Genomic DNA, 14,637 nt, shown 5'->3' on the forward strand with positions numbered 1-14,637 from the left:
CGTGCCTACTCGAGGTAGAGATGCGCCGGGTGGGGCAGGCTGCTGAAGTCATGCGCGGAGATGACCCAGCCATAGGCGCCGGCATAGGGGAAGGCGAGCACATCCCCTACCCGCACCCGTGGCAGCATCACATCCTGCGCCAGGACGTCCTTGGGACTGTCCATCTTCCCGACGATTGTCAGGGGACGGTTGACGCACTCCGGCCGCTCGAAGGGGTAGGCCCACCGCTCTACCGGAAGGAGCTCGACGGGGTGGCTGTGCTTCCACGCGCCGGGCAACAGGAAGTGATGGAGTCCGCCGGCGATGACTGCAAACGCCCTGCCTCGAATCTCCCGGACGTCGAGCACCTCCGCTGCATAGTACCCGCAGGACGCCACGGAGTACCGGCCACACTCGAACAGGACCGAGACGCTTTCGGAAGGTAGCGGCGCGAGCCGGGCGGGCAGCTTGGCGGCAAAGGCAGGCATGTCGAACTGGGCCTGCAAGTCGCCGTAGTTCACGCCGATGCCACCGCCCATGTTCACGCAGTCGACCGCCAGGTGAAACTCCTCGGACCACTGCCGCACCCTGCGGGCGTAGTGCTCGACCATGCCCAGGTGCTCCTCCACCTCGAGGTTGTTCGACAGCGAGTGGAAGTGAAACCCGCGCAGCCGGAGATGCGGCGACGCCCGCGCCTGCTGGATTGCCTCGGGGACATCCGCCTCATCGATGCCAAACTGGGTCGGCCTGCCAGCCATCTGGAGGGTGCCCACCGGGAGCGGCCCCCGCAGGTTCACCCGCAAGAGGAGCTCCATGACTGTCCCATGGCTCGCGGCGATGCGCTCGACCCGCCGCAGCTCGTTCAGGCTCTCGACGTGCAGGAGGCTGACCCGGTGGTGAATCGCACCTTCAATCTCCTCGTCGGTTTTCCCCGGGCCGCCAAAGAGGATGGGACTGGTCGCCGTGACAGCCCGCACCTTGCGCACCTCCCCCAACGATGCAACCTCGAAGCCGTGAACGATGGGGGCAAGAGCCCGCAGCAACGCCGCATCCGAGTTCGCCTTGATGGCATAGAAGTAGCGGCACCTGGGGGGCAGCAGGGAGATGGTGCGGGAGACGTGCTCCTTCAAGTGCTTCAAGTCGTACAGGAACGCGCAGAACGGGCGCGCCCCGTCCCGCTGCAGGTGTTCGTCAATCCTTGCCTTGATTCGCTCCACTACCGTGCTCCCGTGCGGAAGGCGGCGAGTGGATTCCTCACCATGTGGACACCCGTGCCGGCTTCAGCGAACAGCCTGCGGCCCGTCAGTTGCTCGATGGCAACCCGCTCCGAGAAGAGGTCGAAGGCGGTGAAGCGCTCGGCCTCGTGCGGGAATCGTCTCTGGTAGCCGTGAATCACGTCCGCGGCCATCGCCCAGAAGCGCTCCTCCGGCAGGCCGTAGCGCTCCAGCAGGAAAAGGGAAAGCTCGCCAAGGTTGATGAAGAAGAACGCGTCCTGGAAGAAGTCCTTCACCTCGGACGGGTCGTCCCGCTCGAGGAAGGAGTTCCGGTTCACGCGCGGATGGTTGGCGGGTGGGCCCTGCGTCTTCGGGCCAGGGTCTCCCGTCCGCAGGAAGGGCCGCGCGAACCGGATTCCGTCATGGAAATCCTTGAGCGCGAGGCGCGCCGGCCTGCCTCCCCTGTGTATCAACACCATGTTCTGCGCGTGCGCCTCCATGGCCACGCCATGGGCATACAACAGGCGGATGAGCGGGAGGATGGCGACCGCCAGAAGCTCGCGCGTCCAGGCCTCCACCCCCTGCTCCCGCACCCAACTATCAATCAGGGGGCGCCCATCCGTGGCGACGTGGCAGAGCGCGTTGAAGGGGACAGCCGCTTCGCCCGGGCGCAGGTGGGGATGGAGGCTCTCCCTCCAGATGGTCCCCAGCGTCCCGTACACCCTGGGCTCCAGCATGCCGGGAAGCCCCTGGTGATTGTAGGTGACTCCGACGACCTCCCGGAGGAGCGTCAGGCCCAACTCCTCGCGCAAGAACGAATCTCCCTCCCGGAGGCCCCCGAGCCAGTCCGAGATGGGAGGGGCATTCAGGATGGTGTGCTGGGCCAGGATGCGACTCGTCGACGTGTTGGCGATGCTCAGCGGCAACTTCACGTATGCCTTCTCGGGACTGGAAGCATTGGCCAGCGTCCGGATGGACTGCTGCGGACGGTACTCATCCTCCCCTTCGCCAAGATAGATGAGCCGGCCCGCGCCCAACTGGTCCACGAAGCCGCCCGACACGATTTCGCGCCACTGCCAGGGATGAACGGGGATGAGTGTGTACTCTCCCAGGGTGCTCCCCCGGAGCGCCACCGCGTCGGCGAAGCGCGCATGGGTGGCCGCGCCAAGCTGTTGCCGCACGAAGGCATGCAGCTCCAGGTCCGGGACGACCGCCGTCCTGGCCTCTTCCTGTCGTATGGCGAGCCAGACGAGCCGGAGCCTCGGCTTGAACTCCGGTCCGAAGGCCTGGTTGTCCACCAGGTCGAAGCCAACCCGCGACTTGTAGCACGGGTGGTAGGGATGACCATCCATCACCTCGCCCTCGAGCTCGTCGTAGCTCGACTCCCGCAGCGGCGGCTGCTGGAACCGGACGTCCTGGGCAAGGGTGTCCTTGAGCAGGGTTTGATGGAGCTCCTCGATGAAGGCGGCGAGCTTCTGTGAATCCGCCTTCAGCAGGTGTGAGACCTCCAGGAGGAAGGTGGACAAGGAGGTAGCCTCCTCTCCGTCTCGCTGCACCGGCTGCGCGGTGAGCCGGACCCGGTCGAAGCCAAGCGCGCGCCTCCCGTGGCAGGAGTAGCGGACCTCCTGATTGTGCGCATCCCGCCCGCTCAGGGAGAACTCCAGCAGCCCGTCCTGAAGCGCGCGCACCTGGGGCTCGACAATCCCTTCGTAGACCAGCGACTCCACGAGCTGGCGCAAGATGCGCCGCCGCACCTCGGCCTGCTGGGGAGACTGAAACACCCGACCGACGCCATCATTCACGACTGGACCGTTCCTTCCCGCGCGACAGTGTCCGATGATTTCTGGGGCACCCACACCGCGGCGGCCCCGGCCACGAAGCAGGCCGACATGGTGACGAAAATCCACGCCGGGCTGAGGCTCCGGGCGAGAAAGGCGCTCACGAGCGAGCCGCCGATTTGCCCCACCACCAGGAGGCTGTTCGCGGCACCGAGGTGAGCGCCGCGCTGCGACCCGGGCGCCGCCTGCGAGACGATGAGGAGGGCCGAGGGCAGCAGGGCGCTGAAGCCAAACCCTTGCAAGGCACGCCAGGGCAGGAGCCACTCGAGGCCCAGCGGCAGGGCCTGGAGCGCGACGCCAGCCCCACAGAGCAACGAGGCAATGATGAAGTTCCGCTCCACCTGGGCGGTGTCGTTTCTCCTCCCCCACCAGGGTGCCCCGAACAGGGCGGCGCCCCACGTGACTGCCTGCATGACGCCCACCCAGGTGGCCGCATGGGTGTGCAGGGGTGAGAGCTCCTTGACGCGTGCGGAGAGGATGGCCACCAGCCCGTAGACGCCCAGGTTGGCGAGAGTGCCGGCCAGCAGGAACCGCCGGACGCGGCGCTCTCCCAGGAGCTGCCCAAACGTGCCCCAAATGCCGGCCCGCGCGACGCTCGCCACCGGGCGATCCCCATCCAGCAAGCCCACCGCGGCCGCCGCCGAGAGCGCGAGGAGTCCTCCCAGGAGGACCAGCAGGTGGCGAAAGCTCCACCAGTCCATGAGCACCCCACCGAGGACGGGGCCCAGCAGCGAGCCGGCCGCGACGGCGCTCTCGAGCCTTCCGAGCACCCGCCCCCGGCTCTCGGCCGAGGCCTGCGTGGTGGCCAGGGCCGTGCCCGCGCTGACCACTCCGCCGAACGCCCCCTGGAGGAGGCGGAGAAGGAGGAACTGGAACGGAGTCTGGGCATACCCCATGAGGATGAGCGTCAGCGCAAGCCCCGCGAGCGCCCGGACCACCATCCACTTCTGGCCCCAGCGGTCACCCAGCCTGCCCCAGAGCGGGGCCGTCACGGCATAGGAGACCGCGGGGGCCGCCAGCGCGAAGCCGCTCCACGTCAGGGCCGAGGTCTGACTCGTGGCTCCGAGCTCGCGCAGGAAGAACGGCAACAGGGGGGCAATGACACACAGGCTGGTGACGGAGAGAAAGTGGCTGCCCCAGAGCACCCGGAGGTTGCGCTCCCGTTCGTCGAGTTGCATCAGGGTGCCGTCCACTTGAAGGGGTTCCCCGTCTTCCCCCACCCGGACGGCATGCTGCTCCCCGCGGGACCGGAACGGCCGAGCAACGGCGCCAGCACCATCTTGACGGGCCACTCCGGGGCCTGGAACAGCGCCTTCTCCACCGCGGCTCGCGCACCGACGGAGAAGCCGGCGCTGTCCACCGCCTGGGACAGACTGCTCCCGAGCACGCGGAGGAACTCCGCCTCGGGGATGGCGTAGCTCCGGGAGAGCGCATCGGCAATGCCATACAGATTGACCTGAATCCCGAGCGTCTGGAGGTACCCCAGCAGCGCCTCCGGGGTTTCGTTGTAGAGCGAGTTCGGCCGGCCCGGCTTGACGACGTAGTGCGGGTCCGAGAGCCCCGCCTCCTGGAGCCAGGGGAAGTGAATCCGCACGGTGTCATGGTCCCTCAGCAGGAGCCCATCCACCTCACCGTCGTTCAGCACCAGCAAGACGTTCTGCCCGTGAATCTCCGGAAGGACGCCATGCCGCAGCAGGCGCATCGCGAGGCCGAGGAACCGCGTGGAGACCGAGCGGAACAGCTCCAATACCTCCGCCCGGCTCGCGCTGCCCTGGCCCCGTCGCGCCAGCCAGGACGTGAAGAGGTGTGCGTGTGAGGCTGTCCCGGGTTGCGCCAACGCGGACATGGGGACGAGCTGGACTCGACTGTCGCCCAGCAGCCGCGCCGGGTACTCCCGGATGAGGCAGGACAGGTGCCGCGGCCGGTCTTCCCACCAGTCGCTGCCCGGTGGGTAGAAGGCAAACCAGACAGTCTCATCGCAGAGGTGGATGCGCTCCCGAAGAATGGAATCCTTCATCAAGACCTGGTGGAGCAACTGCTGCCCCCGCTCGCCGTTCCGCATGGAGAGGGCGGAGAGGGAGCGGATGGCGCCGAGCGACTCGATGCCGATGGGCAGCTTGACGTGCCGGCCTCCCCCTCCGACGGGCGCCAGGGAGCGAAGTGACGAGCTGGAGACGTAGCCTCCGGCCTCTACCCGCAGCGGGACACAGATGGACGCCGCCACTTCCGGCTGGAGCTCGCGGGGAAGAATCCGCTCCATCTGCCAGGGGTGGACGGGCAAGGCCAGGTAGTCCGTGGGACTCAGGCCGGCCTGCTCCATGGCGGCCATGACGGCCCTGGCCTCCGGCTCCGGAAGCAGCAGCTCCGAGGGACTCCGGCCCTGGACATCCCGCCCGAAGAGCAGGTGGTCCCGCCGCACGGCCATCCATCGAAGGGTGACCTCCCGGTGAAACTCGGGGGCATAGCAACGGTACTCGGCCTCGTTCCATCCGACCTTCGCCTTGGCCACGGGGTGGAATGGCCTGTCGCGGAACGCCGCCCAGCGCTCGAGGTCGAGCAGGGAGGTCAGCCGCGGCGCGGGAAGGGTGTCCAGCGCCCCGTTGGAGAGCTCCCATTGCGCGGCTGCCAGCCGAAGCTCGTCACACAGACGGCTCACGGAGCCCTCGAGAGAAGCAGCGCTCGCCAGGGCCTGCAAGAAGTCGACGGCGGAGAGCGGCCTCTCCACATGTGGCTCGCACTCCACTTCGATGACCGCGCCGGAGGAGGTGCGATACGGCTGGGTGACCGCGGGGGTGATGGGAATGAGGAGGAACCGCTTGCCGGGCTCCACCCAGAAGCGCAGGAGATGCGTGGAGGCCTCATCGCGCTCGGCGAGGGAGGAGGAAGGCCCCGCGGCGCGGGTGTGCAGCTCGCTGCGGGTTGTAATCCCGAAGAGGTCCTCGGCCAGCAGCGTGTTCACCAGGTCGGTCATCACCTGCTGTTCCCCGGCCGCGCGTGTCAGGCTTCGCACAGGTAGACTCCCTCGGCGTAGAAACGAAGTGCCCCCAGCCGGTGCGCCACGAGCGCGTTCCATTCCGCTTCGGTGTCGGCGGGGCTGCGCAGCAACTCGAGCGGGATGCGCAGATTGAGGTATCGCCCCTGCACGACGAAGCGCGTGACGCCGGGAGGCATCCGCTTCCCCTCCGAGACGACGGCCTCCACCTCCTCGAGCGGGCACGCGGGGTAGCGGAGCAGCACCATGCCGGGTTCCGGGTGATGGACCGCACCGTCGGGCACACGCCGGACCGCCCCCGTGCCCGTGTAGGACTCGACCACGCGCTGCCAGGCCGGGAGGATGGAGAGGATGTCTCGTTCCGGCGTGGCCGCGTGGACCGGATGGCGCACCCCGGCGTCATCCACCACCTCGGCTAGCAGGCGCCCCGCGCTCTCCCCCGCCTGGCCCCACCGGAGTGAAGGATTCCGCCGCAGCTCCGTCAGCCACGGGCCCTCGGGCACGAGGTGGGTCCAGGCCTCGAGGCTGAATGCTCGAGGCTCGACCCACTGGACGGGAAGACGGACGCAGCCGAGCTCCCGCAGTGCCTGCGTCCGGTGCGCGCCGTCCAGAATCAGGGCGCGTCCATCCGCCATCAGCGTCCCCAGGAGGGGATGGCGGAGGACGCCTTCGGCCGCGATGGCCCGACAGGTTTCGTCGAGCCGGCTGGGCTCGTGCCCTTCATGGATGCACACGCGCTCCACGGGCATCAACCGCAGCTCGGGCAACTTCCCAGCCATCAGCACGCCCCACCCTCCAGGAAAATGTGCTCGGGGTGTGGATGGCTGAGGAAGTCGTGGTGTGAGATGGACCAGCCGTACGCGCCCGCATACTGGAAGAGAATCACATCGCCGACGCGCACCCGCTCCACGGCGACGTCGTAGGCGAGCACATCCTTGGGCGTGCAGAGCTGCCCCACCACGGTGATGGTTCCGTCGCGCAGCTCCGGCCGCTCGATGGGGGAGGTCCACCCCTCCATCGGGACGAGCGTGAAGGGATGGCTGTGCTGCCAGGAGGAGGGCAACCGGAAGTGGTGCGTGCCGCCCCGGACGATGACGTAATCCTTGCCGTGGTTTCGCTTGATATCGAGGACCTCGACCGCGTAGGCGCCGCACGCCGCCGTCATGTACCGGCCGCACTCGAAGAGGATGGACGCGCCGGGTGGACACGCGTCGGGGAGCAGCTGGTTCAGCTCCCTGATGAAGGCATCCCAATCGAACTGCTTGTCGAGCTGGCTGTAGTTGACCCCGAGCCCGCCGCCCGCATTGACGTAGGCAATGTCCAGGGAGAACCGAGCGGCCCAGGTCCGGGTGAGCCGCAGGTAGTGTGCCACGAGGTGGGCATGGCCCGTCGCATCCAGGTCGTTCGAAATCGAGTGGAAGTGGAACCCGCGCAGGCGCACGTGCTGGCACCGCTTCGCCAGTCCAATCACCGCTGGGATGTCCTCCTCATCGATGCCGAACTGGGTCGGCTTCCCCGCCATGTAGAGCTTCGCGCTGGGGAGTGGACCGCGCAGGTTGACGCGCAACAGGATGTCCGCCACGTGCCCTGCCCTGCCCGCCAGGTACTCCACCCGTCGGAGCTCGTGCGCGCTCTCCACGTGAAGCAGGCTGACGCGGTGCTGGAGGGCACCCTCAATCTCCGCATCCGTCTTTCCCGGGCCACCGAAGAGAATGGGAGCGTCCGGCGCCACCGAGCGGACCTTCTCCACCTCCCCGAGCGAGGCGACCTCGAAGCCGTGCACGATGGGGGCAAGCGCACGCAGGATGGGCTCTTCCGAGTTGGCCTTGACGGCGTAGAAGAGACGGCACGTGGCAGGCAGTGTTTCGATACACCGGGAGGCATGACGCTTCAGGTGCCCCAGGTCGTAGATGTAAGCGCACAGGGGGTGAGCGCGCTCCGCTTTCAGGGACTGGACCACCTTGCTGAACTCCGTCATGACCCACCCTCGGTGCTGTCGCGCTCCATGCGCTCCAGCAGTAGCTGCTGGTAGGGGCGCAGCTGGGCCTGGAGGGCCCGGAACGACACGCCGCGCTCGTCACCCACGACAAACGTCCGCACCCCCTGCTGCCACCAGGAGAGGGAGTCTTCCATCGCCCTGGGGATGGCGCAGAAGGGGACGCCCCGTGCGCGGGCCGCCGCCTGGACCCGGTAGAGGGCTTCGCGCACCCGCGGGTGGCGCGTGCTCCAGGGGATGCCGAGCGACTGCGACAGGTCCGCCGCGCCCTCGAGCACGAGGTCCACGCCGGGCACCTGGAGGATGGCTTCGATGTCCTCCACTCCTGCCTGGTCTTCAATCATCACCACGACCAGCGTCTCGGCGTTCGCCTGCTTGACGTATTCCTGGAGGTTCACCCCTCCGAAGCGCGCCGCCCGTCCGGTCCCCATGCCGCGCTCACCCTCCGGGTGGTAGCGGCTCGCTCGCACCGCCCGCTCGGCGTCCGCGGCCCCGCGCACGCGTGGCACCACCACGCCCTGCGCACCCGCATCGAGCGCCCGCAGGATGGGCCCCGGGGCGTTCTCCGACACCCGCACCAGCGGCGTCATCCCGACGACCTCCGCCGCACGCACCATGTTCTCCAGCGTCTCCGGGTTCACCAGCGTGTGCTCGGTGTCGATGATGACGAAGTCGAATCCCGCGCAGCCAATCATCTCCACCACCATTGGCGAGGGGGTGGAGCAGAAGATGCCGAAGACGGCATGCTGCTTCGCGAACGCCTGCTTCAGCTTGTTGGGTCGAATCATGGGTGTACCGCCTCCGTGCCCTCGTGGGGCGCGAGCGCGTTGCGTACGGGGTGCATGCGCACCTCGGTGTCCGGGTACAGGCGGCGCAGGGCGAGCTGCTCCACCTGGGTGGTTGGCGCGAAGAGGTCGAAGAGGGCGAAGCGCTCCCGGTGCGCGGGAAAGCGGCGCTGGTAGGCAAGGATGACCTCGCGCGCGAGCCCCCAGAAGTGGCGCTCCTCGAAGCCGAGGTAATCCGCGAGGAAGAGCGCGAGCTCTCCCAGGTTGATGAAGAAGAACGCGTCGTGGACGAAGTCGCGGACCTCCGCCGGGTCCTCTGTCTGGATGTATGAGTTGCGATTCACGCGCGCGTGGGAGGGCGGCGTGGCGCGGAGCACGGGCTTTCGCTCCGGGTGGGCGAGGTGGGCTGGCGAGAAGCGGATGCCGTCGTGGAAGTCCTTGAGCGCCACCCGCCGGGGGAGCCCTCCGGCGTGGAGCAGGACCATGTTCTGCGCATGGGCCTCGAGCGCGATGCCATGCGCATACAGCAGGTGGATGAGCGGCAGGACGCTCACCTCCAGGAGCTGGCGCACCCACGCCTCCGGCCCGAACCGCCGCACCCACGGCTCAATCAGCGGGCGGCCATCGGCGTCGAGGTGGCACAGGCCGGTGAAGGGCAGCGCCTCCTCGCCTGCGTCGAGGAAGGGGTGGAGGCTCTCTCGCCAGATGCACGCGAGGATGCCGGAGGTCCGCGCCCGCAGCGGCTCCGGGCGCTGCCCCTCGAAGGAGATGCCCAGCACCTCCCGGAGGAGGACGGTGCGCAGCTCGTCCCGGAGGTAGGTGTCCTCGCGAGCGATGCCGGACAGCCAATCGGAGATGGGAGCCGCGTTCTCCACGGTGTGCGACGCGAGGGTGCGCGCGGTGGAGGTGTTGAGGATGCTCAACGCCAGCTTGAGGGACGCATTCTCCGGGTGGCTGCGATTGGCGAGGGTCCGGATGGACTGCTGGGGCGTGTAGAAGTCATCCGCCTCCCCGAGCATCACGAGGCGGGCGTCTCGCAGCTCCGGGAAGAGTGTGGAGAGGACGTGCTCCCGCCACTGCCAGGGGTGGACGGGGAGCAGGACGTAGTCATCGGGGGCCAGGCCCCGCTCGAGGAGCATCCGACGGAAGCGCGTGCGCGTGGCCTCCGTCAGCTCGCGGGCGAGGAGCTCCCGGGGCTGGGTCCCGGCGGAGGCCGTGCTGCGGGTCCACTCCCGGTGGGCCGCGAGCCACAGCGGCCGCAGCTCGGGCGTGAACTCCGGGCCAAAGGCGAGGTGGTCCACGGCGTCGAAGCCGATGCGGGACTTGTAGGACGGGTGGTAGGGGTGGCCGTCCATCAGCTCGCCCTCGAGCGCGTCGTAGGGGAGGCTCCGCAGGGTGCGGCCAGAGCGGCTCCGTCGATGCTGCGCGAGCGTGTCCTTGAGGTGCGTCTGCTCCAGCTCGTGGACGAAGTGCGCAAGGCGGTCCGGGTCCGCGCCGAGGGACGCACGCAGCTCCGAGAGGAACCGCCCGAAGGACTCCGCCTCGGCCACCTCGCCTCCACGGACACGCAGGATGGGGCCGGGGCCGAGTCGGATGCGCTCGAAGCTCCAGCGGCGCCGCCCCTGGCACTCGTAGCGGACAGGCCTGCCCGCATCATCCTCCCCATGGAACCGGAATCGCAGGTGCTCGCTGTCCGGCTCACCCTCCGGCTGAAGCGCTCCTTCGTAGACGAGGGCTTCCACCAACTGCCGGAAGATGCGCCGCCGTACCTCGATGAACTGCTCGGACCGGAGGGCCGCTTCCAGGTCCAACAGGTCCTGGGAAGGTGACACTCCGGTGCCAGTGCTGGGAGCGCGTGCCGTCAGCTCCATCGGGGCACCTCCTGCTCACGAATGGGGTTGGGGACGTCGAGGTAGAGCGGTCGATCCCCGCGCTCCCGGAAGCGACTGGTCAGGTTGGCCTTGGCCGGGAGGGTGGGCCCGTCGAGGAGCGCATCCAGGTAGGGCGCGCCACCCGTCGCGCGGAGCGAGAGGGCGTTGCTCTCGAGGACGCTCCGCACCACCTTCCAGAGTCTGGGCTCGTCACTCGGGCCGTGGAGGGCCAGGGTCGCGAGCAGGTGGCTCAGGTGGTTGACGAAGAAGTAGTACCCGAGCCGCTGCCACGCCTCGGTGTCGTCGTAGAGCGCCGAGTGGGCCTCTGTCAGGCAACCGGCGTCGAGGAACCCCCGCGTCGCCGCGCGGTCACGGCTCAGGCTCGCGCCCTCGAGGTCTCGCACATGGAAGTGCTCCGGCCACCCGTCCTTCAGGGTCAACAGCGAGTTCTGCACGTGGGCTTCGAGGCTGAGCCCTTCCTCGATGAAGAGCCGAAGCAGCGGCATCATGGAGACCTGGAGATAGCGCCGGAGCCAGGCCTCCACGCCCAGGGGCTTCAAGGGGCCAGTTGCGACTCCCGTGGCCCGCCGGACGGCCCGCATGAGGGCCGGCTCGCCGTGGCCGGGAGAGGGCTCCAGCAGCGCCGCGACCACCAGGGGCGCGGGTGTCTGTGCGCAGGGACGCGCATCGCGGAACAGCACCGCCGTGTGCTCGGCGAGGGCGTGCCGCTCCTCGGGTGCCCAGTCCCGGGGAGCGAGCGCGCGGTAGCCCGTCTCGAGGAGGATGGAGAAGTCCGGCTGGGGCGCCCGTGCCTGGAGCAGCGCCACCACGCGGCTGATGCCCAGGCTGCGCTGAAGCTGCTCCGGCGGGTTGACGCGCACCAGGTTGGTGATTCGAACGCCGAGCGGAAGCTTGAAGAAGAAGGGGTGCCCTTCCGCGAGCACGGTGCGCACCGACGAGGTGGGGTGGACCCTCTTCCCGAGAGGCCCGAGGTGGACCACGCGTTGCTCCTCGAGCAGCCGCCGGAACCCGGGAAGGCCGTGCAGGTGACGCACCTGCCAGGGGTGGCACGGGAGCAGGCTCCACCCGCCGTGGGTGGAAGGCAGCAGCGCGGCGGCCTCGTCACGGACCGCCGCCGGCAGGACGTCCTCCCCTGCCCCTGACAGGAAGTCCTCCTCGATGAGCTCCGGCGAGGCCGCCAGGTAATGGAGCGGGAAGGTGGCACCCAGCTCTGGCGCGTATTGCTCCAGGTCCTCAGGGGTGAAGCCCTCCGAGCTCTTCGGAGTCGGATGGAACGGGTGTCCGAAGAGGATGCGCTGCTCGGCGGCCAGAAAGGCACTGGGGCCTTCACCGTCCGACGGCCAGGGCTCGCGCTGCGCGCTCCGGTCCAGGTACAGCGCGGTCTTGTCGACGCTGTTCTGGATGTGGCGAAGCAGGGCGTCCATGCGCCGCTCGCGGACGACGGGCTCCGCCTCCTCGCTGGCCAGCTCCGCCACGAGGATTCGCGCCAGGTGCAGGGCACCGTCCACCCTGCGGCCCGGCACACCCGTTGCCGAGCACTGCCAGAGAACGGGGCCGTACCGGTGGTGGCCCAAAGGCGAGCCGCGGCGCAGCGTACCGAGGAGGAGCTGCCCCGTGCGGGGGAGCTCTACACGCAGCGGGCAGCCATCCGCGCACAGCGCCTCGTGGATGCCGCTGGGGAGGGGCAGCGCCCGCAGTTGCTCCAGGGAGATGCGAGGATCCGCGAGGCCCGTCTCGCGCAGATAGCTGTTGAGCAGCCGCTCGGTGGCAGCATGTTCGGCCAGGGCATACCCGGATGGGGGTTGTGGGGCCATGGCCGGCGCTGGCGAAGGCGGAGTCAATCGAGGCTCAGCCACGTTCCGACCTTGGCATCGACGGCCTTCTGGTAGACGGCCTGGGCGCACGCGATGTCCTCGATGGCCATCCCCATCGGGTTGAGGAGGATGATTTCGTCCGCCGACTCACGCCCCGGTCGCCGGCCGATGACGATTTCCCCCAGCTCCGCATGGAGCTGCTCCCGCGAGAAGCGGCCCTCGAGCACGAGCTGGTTGATGGTCTTCTTCTCGCGGTTGGACTGGTCCCAGTCGTCCACCACGACCTTGTCCACCTGGAGGAACACCTCCTTGTGCACGTCCATGATGGAGACGTTGCTGACGAACGTGCCTCGGGGCAGCCACTCGAACGGGATGTACGGCTCGGACGCGACGGTGCAGGTCACCACCATCTCCGCGCGCCGGATGGCCTGCTCCGCGGACGCGGCGATGAGGAACTCCACCCGCGGGAAGCGCTGCTGCAGCTCCTCCCGGAGCCGCGCGGAGGCGGCCGGTGAGAGGTCGAAGAGGGAGATGATGGAGATGGAAGGGAACTGCTCGAGGAGTGTCGTGAGCTGCATCCGGGCGATGGGACCGCACCCGATACAGGCCACGTGCTGGAATCCCTCGCGCGCGAGGAAGCGGGCCGCCACGGCGGTCACCGCGGCGGTGCGCATCCCCGAGATGAGGCTGCCCTCCATGATGGCGATGGGGTAGTGCGTCTCGGCGTCGTTGAGCACGATGAGCGCGCTGGCGCGCTCCAGCCCGTGGAGGGAGGGGTTGTCGTGCTTGCTGCCAATCCACTTCAGCCCCGCCATGGGCGCCGCGCCGCCCAGGTAGGCCGGCATGGCGATGATGCGGTCGGCGATGTGCCCCTCGGCGCCGCGCCAGCGCAGGTATGGCTTCAGCGGCTGGACGAATTCCTTGGCCGCGTGGCGGGACAGTGCGTGGTGGATGGCGTCCACGTACAGGGCGGAGGTGTCGCCTCCCAGGTGGAGGATGTCGGACTTGCTCAGGTAGAGCAGCCCCTTCGTGCGGGTGGTCATGAGGATGCACTCCTTCTCAGGCGGATTGCGCCTTGCGCGGGGGAATGGACAGGGGAAGCGGGACGCTCATGGGGACCTGCTGCTCGGCGCGGAGGCGGATTTTCGACAGCCAGTCTTCGTCGGAGAACAGGTCCAGGTAGCGGTCCCCCCGGTCTGGAAACAGGGTCAGCACCCGGCTGCCAGCGGGCAACGTGGGCTCGAGCTTGCGGATGGCGGCGACAACCGCCCCCGAGGACCCGCCGGCGAAGATGCCCTCATGGGTGAGCAGCTCCCGACACCCCATGACGGACTCCCAGTCGTTGACCAGGATGAACTCGTCGATTTCTTCTCTGCACAGCAGCTCGGGGACGCGGCTCGAGCCAATGCCGGGCAAATCTCGTGGGGCCGGCTGCGTGCCGAAGATGACGGAGCCCACCGCGTCCACCGCGATGACGCGCAGCCGCGGGAACTCCTTCCGGAGCCGCCTTGCGAGCCCCAGGATGGTGCCGGTAGTGCTCACCGAAGCCACCAGGTAGTCGATGGGCGCGTCGAGCTCCTCGACGATTTCGCTGCCCGCGCCGTGGAAGTGTGCCTGCCAGTTGAGCTGGTTCGCGTACTGGTTGATCCACACGCTGCCGGGCGTCTTTTCCAGCAGCTCTTGCACCCGACGAATGCGAGTCTTCAGGTAGCCGCCCTGGTCGTCCGGCTCGCTGACCATGTCGATGCGGGCGCCGGAGGACTTCAGGATGCGCAGGTTGGTCTGCGAAATCTTCGGGTCCACCACGCTGGTGAAGGTCAGCCCATGGACGCGCGCCATCATCGCCAGGGCGATGCCCAGATTCCCGGACGTGCTCTCGACCAGGTGCGTCCCCTTACGAATGGTGCCGTCCTTCAGCCCCTGCTCGACGATGAAGCGCGCGGGCCGGTCCTTCACGCTCCCACCCGGGTTGAGCAACTCGAGCTTCGCGATGACCGAGGGCCCACGCTCGGGTGGGAACAGCCGGCGGAGGTGGACCAACGGCGTCTTGCCAATGCAACTGGCCACGGAGTCATGGACCATGGATGGAGCCCTTCAGCGCCCGGGCGCCACTTCGCGCCGGGCTGT

11 protein-coding genes are annotated in these 14,637 nt (G+C 68.5%); all 11 read right to left on the reverse strand.

The features are described 5' to 3' along the window. Nucleotides 1-5 precede the first annotated feature (5 nt). From ACX9TP_RS32125 to sbnA, 11 genes are read right to left on the reverse strand one after another with little or no spacing between them, the layout of a single operon-like run. Nucleotides 6-1,196, reverse strand: a complete 1,191-nt coding sequence (locus ACX9TP_RS32125) for a type III PLP-dependent enzyme (protein ID WP_482974458.1) — start codon at nucleotides 1,194-1,196, stop codon at nucleotides 6-8. Continuing rightward, nucleotides 1,196-2,995: an IucA/IucC family protein gene (locus ACX9TP_RS32130; RefSeq protein ID WP_482974459.1), complete on the reverse strand. Its 1,800-nt coding sequence runs from the start codon at nucleotides 2,993-2,995 to the stop codon at nucleotides 1,196-1,198. The genes ACX9TP_RS32125 and ACX9TP_RS32130 overlap by 1 nt, the downstream gene beginning before the upstream one ends. Next, nucleotides 2,992-4,209, reverse strand: coding sequence for an MFS transporter (locus ACX9TP_RS32135; protein WP_482974460.1), 1,218 nt, complete (start codon nucleotides 4,207-4,209; stop codon nucleotides 2,992-2,994). Before ACX9TP_RS32135 ends, ACX9TP_RS32130 begins: the two co-directional genes overlap by 4 nt. Continuing rightward, nucleotides 4,209-6,041: an IucA/IucC family protein gene (locus ACX9TP_RS32140; protein ID WP_482974461.1), complete on the reverse strand. Its 1,833-nt coding sequence runs from the start codon at nucleotides 6,039-6,041 to the stop codon at nucleotides 4,209-4,211. The genes ACX9TP_RS32135 and ACX9TP_RS32140 overlap by 1 nt, the downstream gene beginning before the upstream one ends. Continuing rightward, entirely contained in the window at nucleotides 6,029-6,802 is a 774-nt protein-coding gene (locus ACX9TP_RS32145; RefSeq protein ID WP_482974462.1) for a hypothetical protein, read from the reverse strand. Before ACX9TP_RS32145 ends, ACX9TP_RS32140 begins: the two co-directional genes overlap by 13 nt. Beyond that, nucleotides 6,802-8,001, reverse strand: a complete 1,200-nt coding sequence (locus ACX9TP_RS32150) for a type III PLP-dependent enzyme (RefSeq protein WP_482974463.1) — start codon at nucleotides 7,999-8,001, stop codon at nucleotides 6,802-6,804. Before ACX9TP_RS32150 ends, ACX9TP_RS32145 begins: the two co-directional genes overlap by 1 nt. Further along, on the reverse strand, nucleotides 7,998-8,807 hold the full coding sequence (locus ACX9TP_RS32155; protein WP_482974464.1) for an HpcH/HpaI aldolase family protein: 810 nt from the start codon (nucleotides 8,805-8,807) through the stop codon (nucleotides 7,998-8,000). The genes ACX9TP_RS32150 and ACX9TP_RS32155 overlap by 4 nt, the downstream gene beginning before the upstream one ends. After that, complete coding sequence (locus ACX9TP_RS32160) at nucleotides 8,804-10,675, reverse strand: IucA/IucC family protein (protein ID WP_482974465.1); 1,872 nt, start codon at nucleotides 10,673-10,675, stop codon at nucleotides 8,804-8,806. Before ACX9TP_RS32160 ends, ACX9TP_RS32155 begins: the two co-directional genes overlap by 4 nt. Next, complete coding sequence (locus ACX9TP_RS32165; RefSeq protein ID WP_482974466.1) at nucleotides 10,666-12,510, reverse strand: IucA/IucC family protein; 1,845 nt, start codon at nucleotides 12,508-12,510, stop codon at nucleotides 10,666-10,668. The genes ACX9TP_RS32160 and ACX9TP_RS32165 overlap by 10 nt, the downstream gene beginning before the upstream one ends. A gap of 23 nt (nucleotides 12,511-12,533) precedes the next feature. Further along, the gene (gene sbnB / locus ACX9TP_RS32170; RefSeq protein WP_482974467.1) at nucleotides 12,534-13,553 is read right to left on the reverse strand and encodes a 2,3-diaminopropionate biosynthesis protein SbnB; all 1,020 of its coding nucleotides are present in this window, start codon (nucleotides 13,551-13,553) and stop codon (nucleotides 12,534-12,536) included. A gap of 16 nt (nucleotides 13,554-13,569) precedes the next feature. Next, nucleotides 13,570-14,592, reverse strand: coding sequence for a 2,3-diaminopropionate biosynthesis protein SbnA (gene sbnA / locus ACX9TP_RS32175; protein WP_482974468.1), 1,023 nt, complete (start codon nucleotides 14,590-14,592; stop codon nucleotides 13,570-13,572). Nucleotides 14,593-14,637 lie beyond the last annotated feature (45 nt).

The organism is Pyxidicoccus sp. M15 (assembly GCF_056858435.1).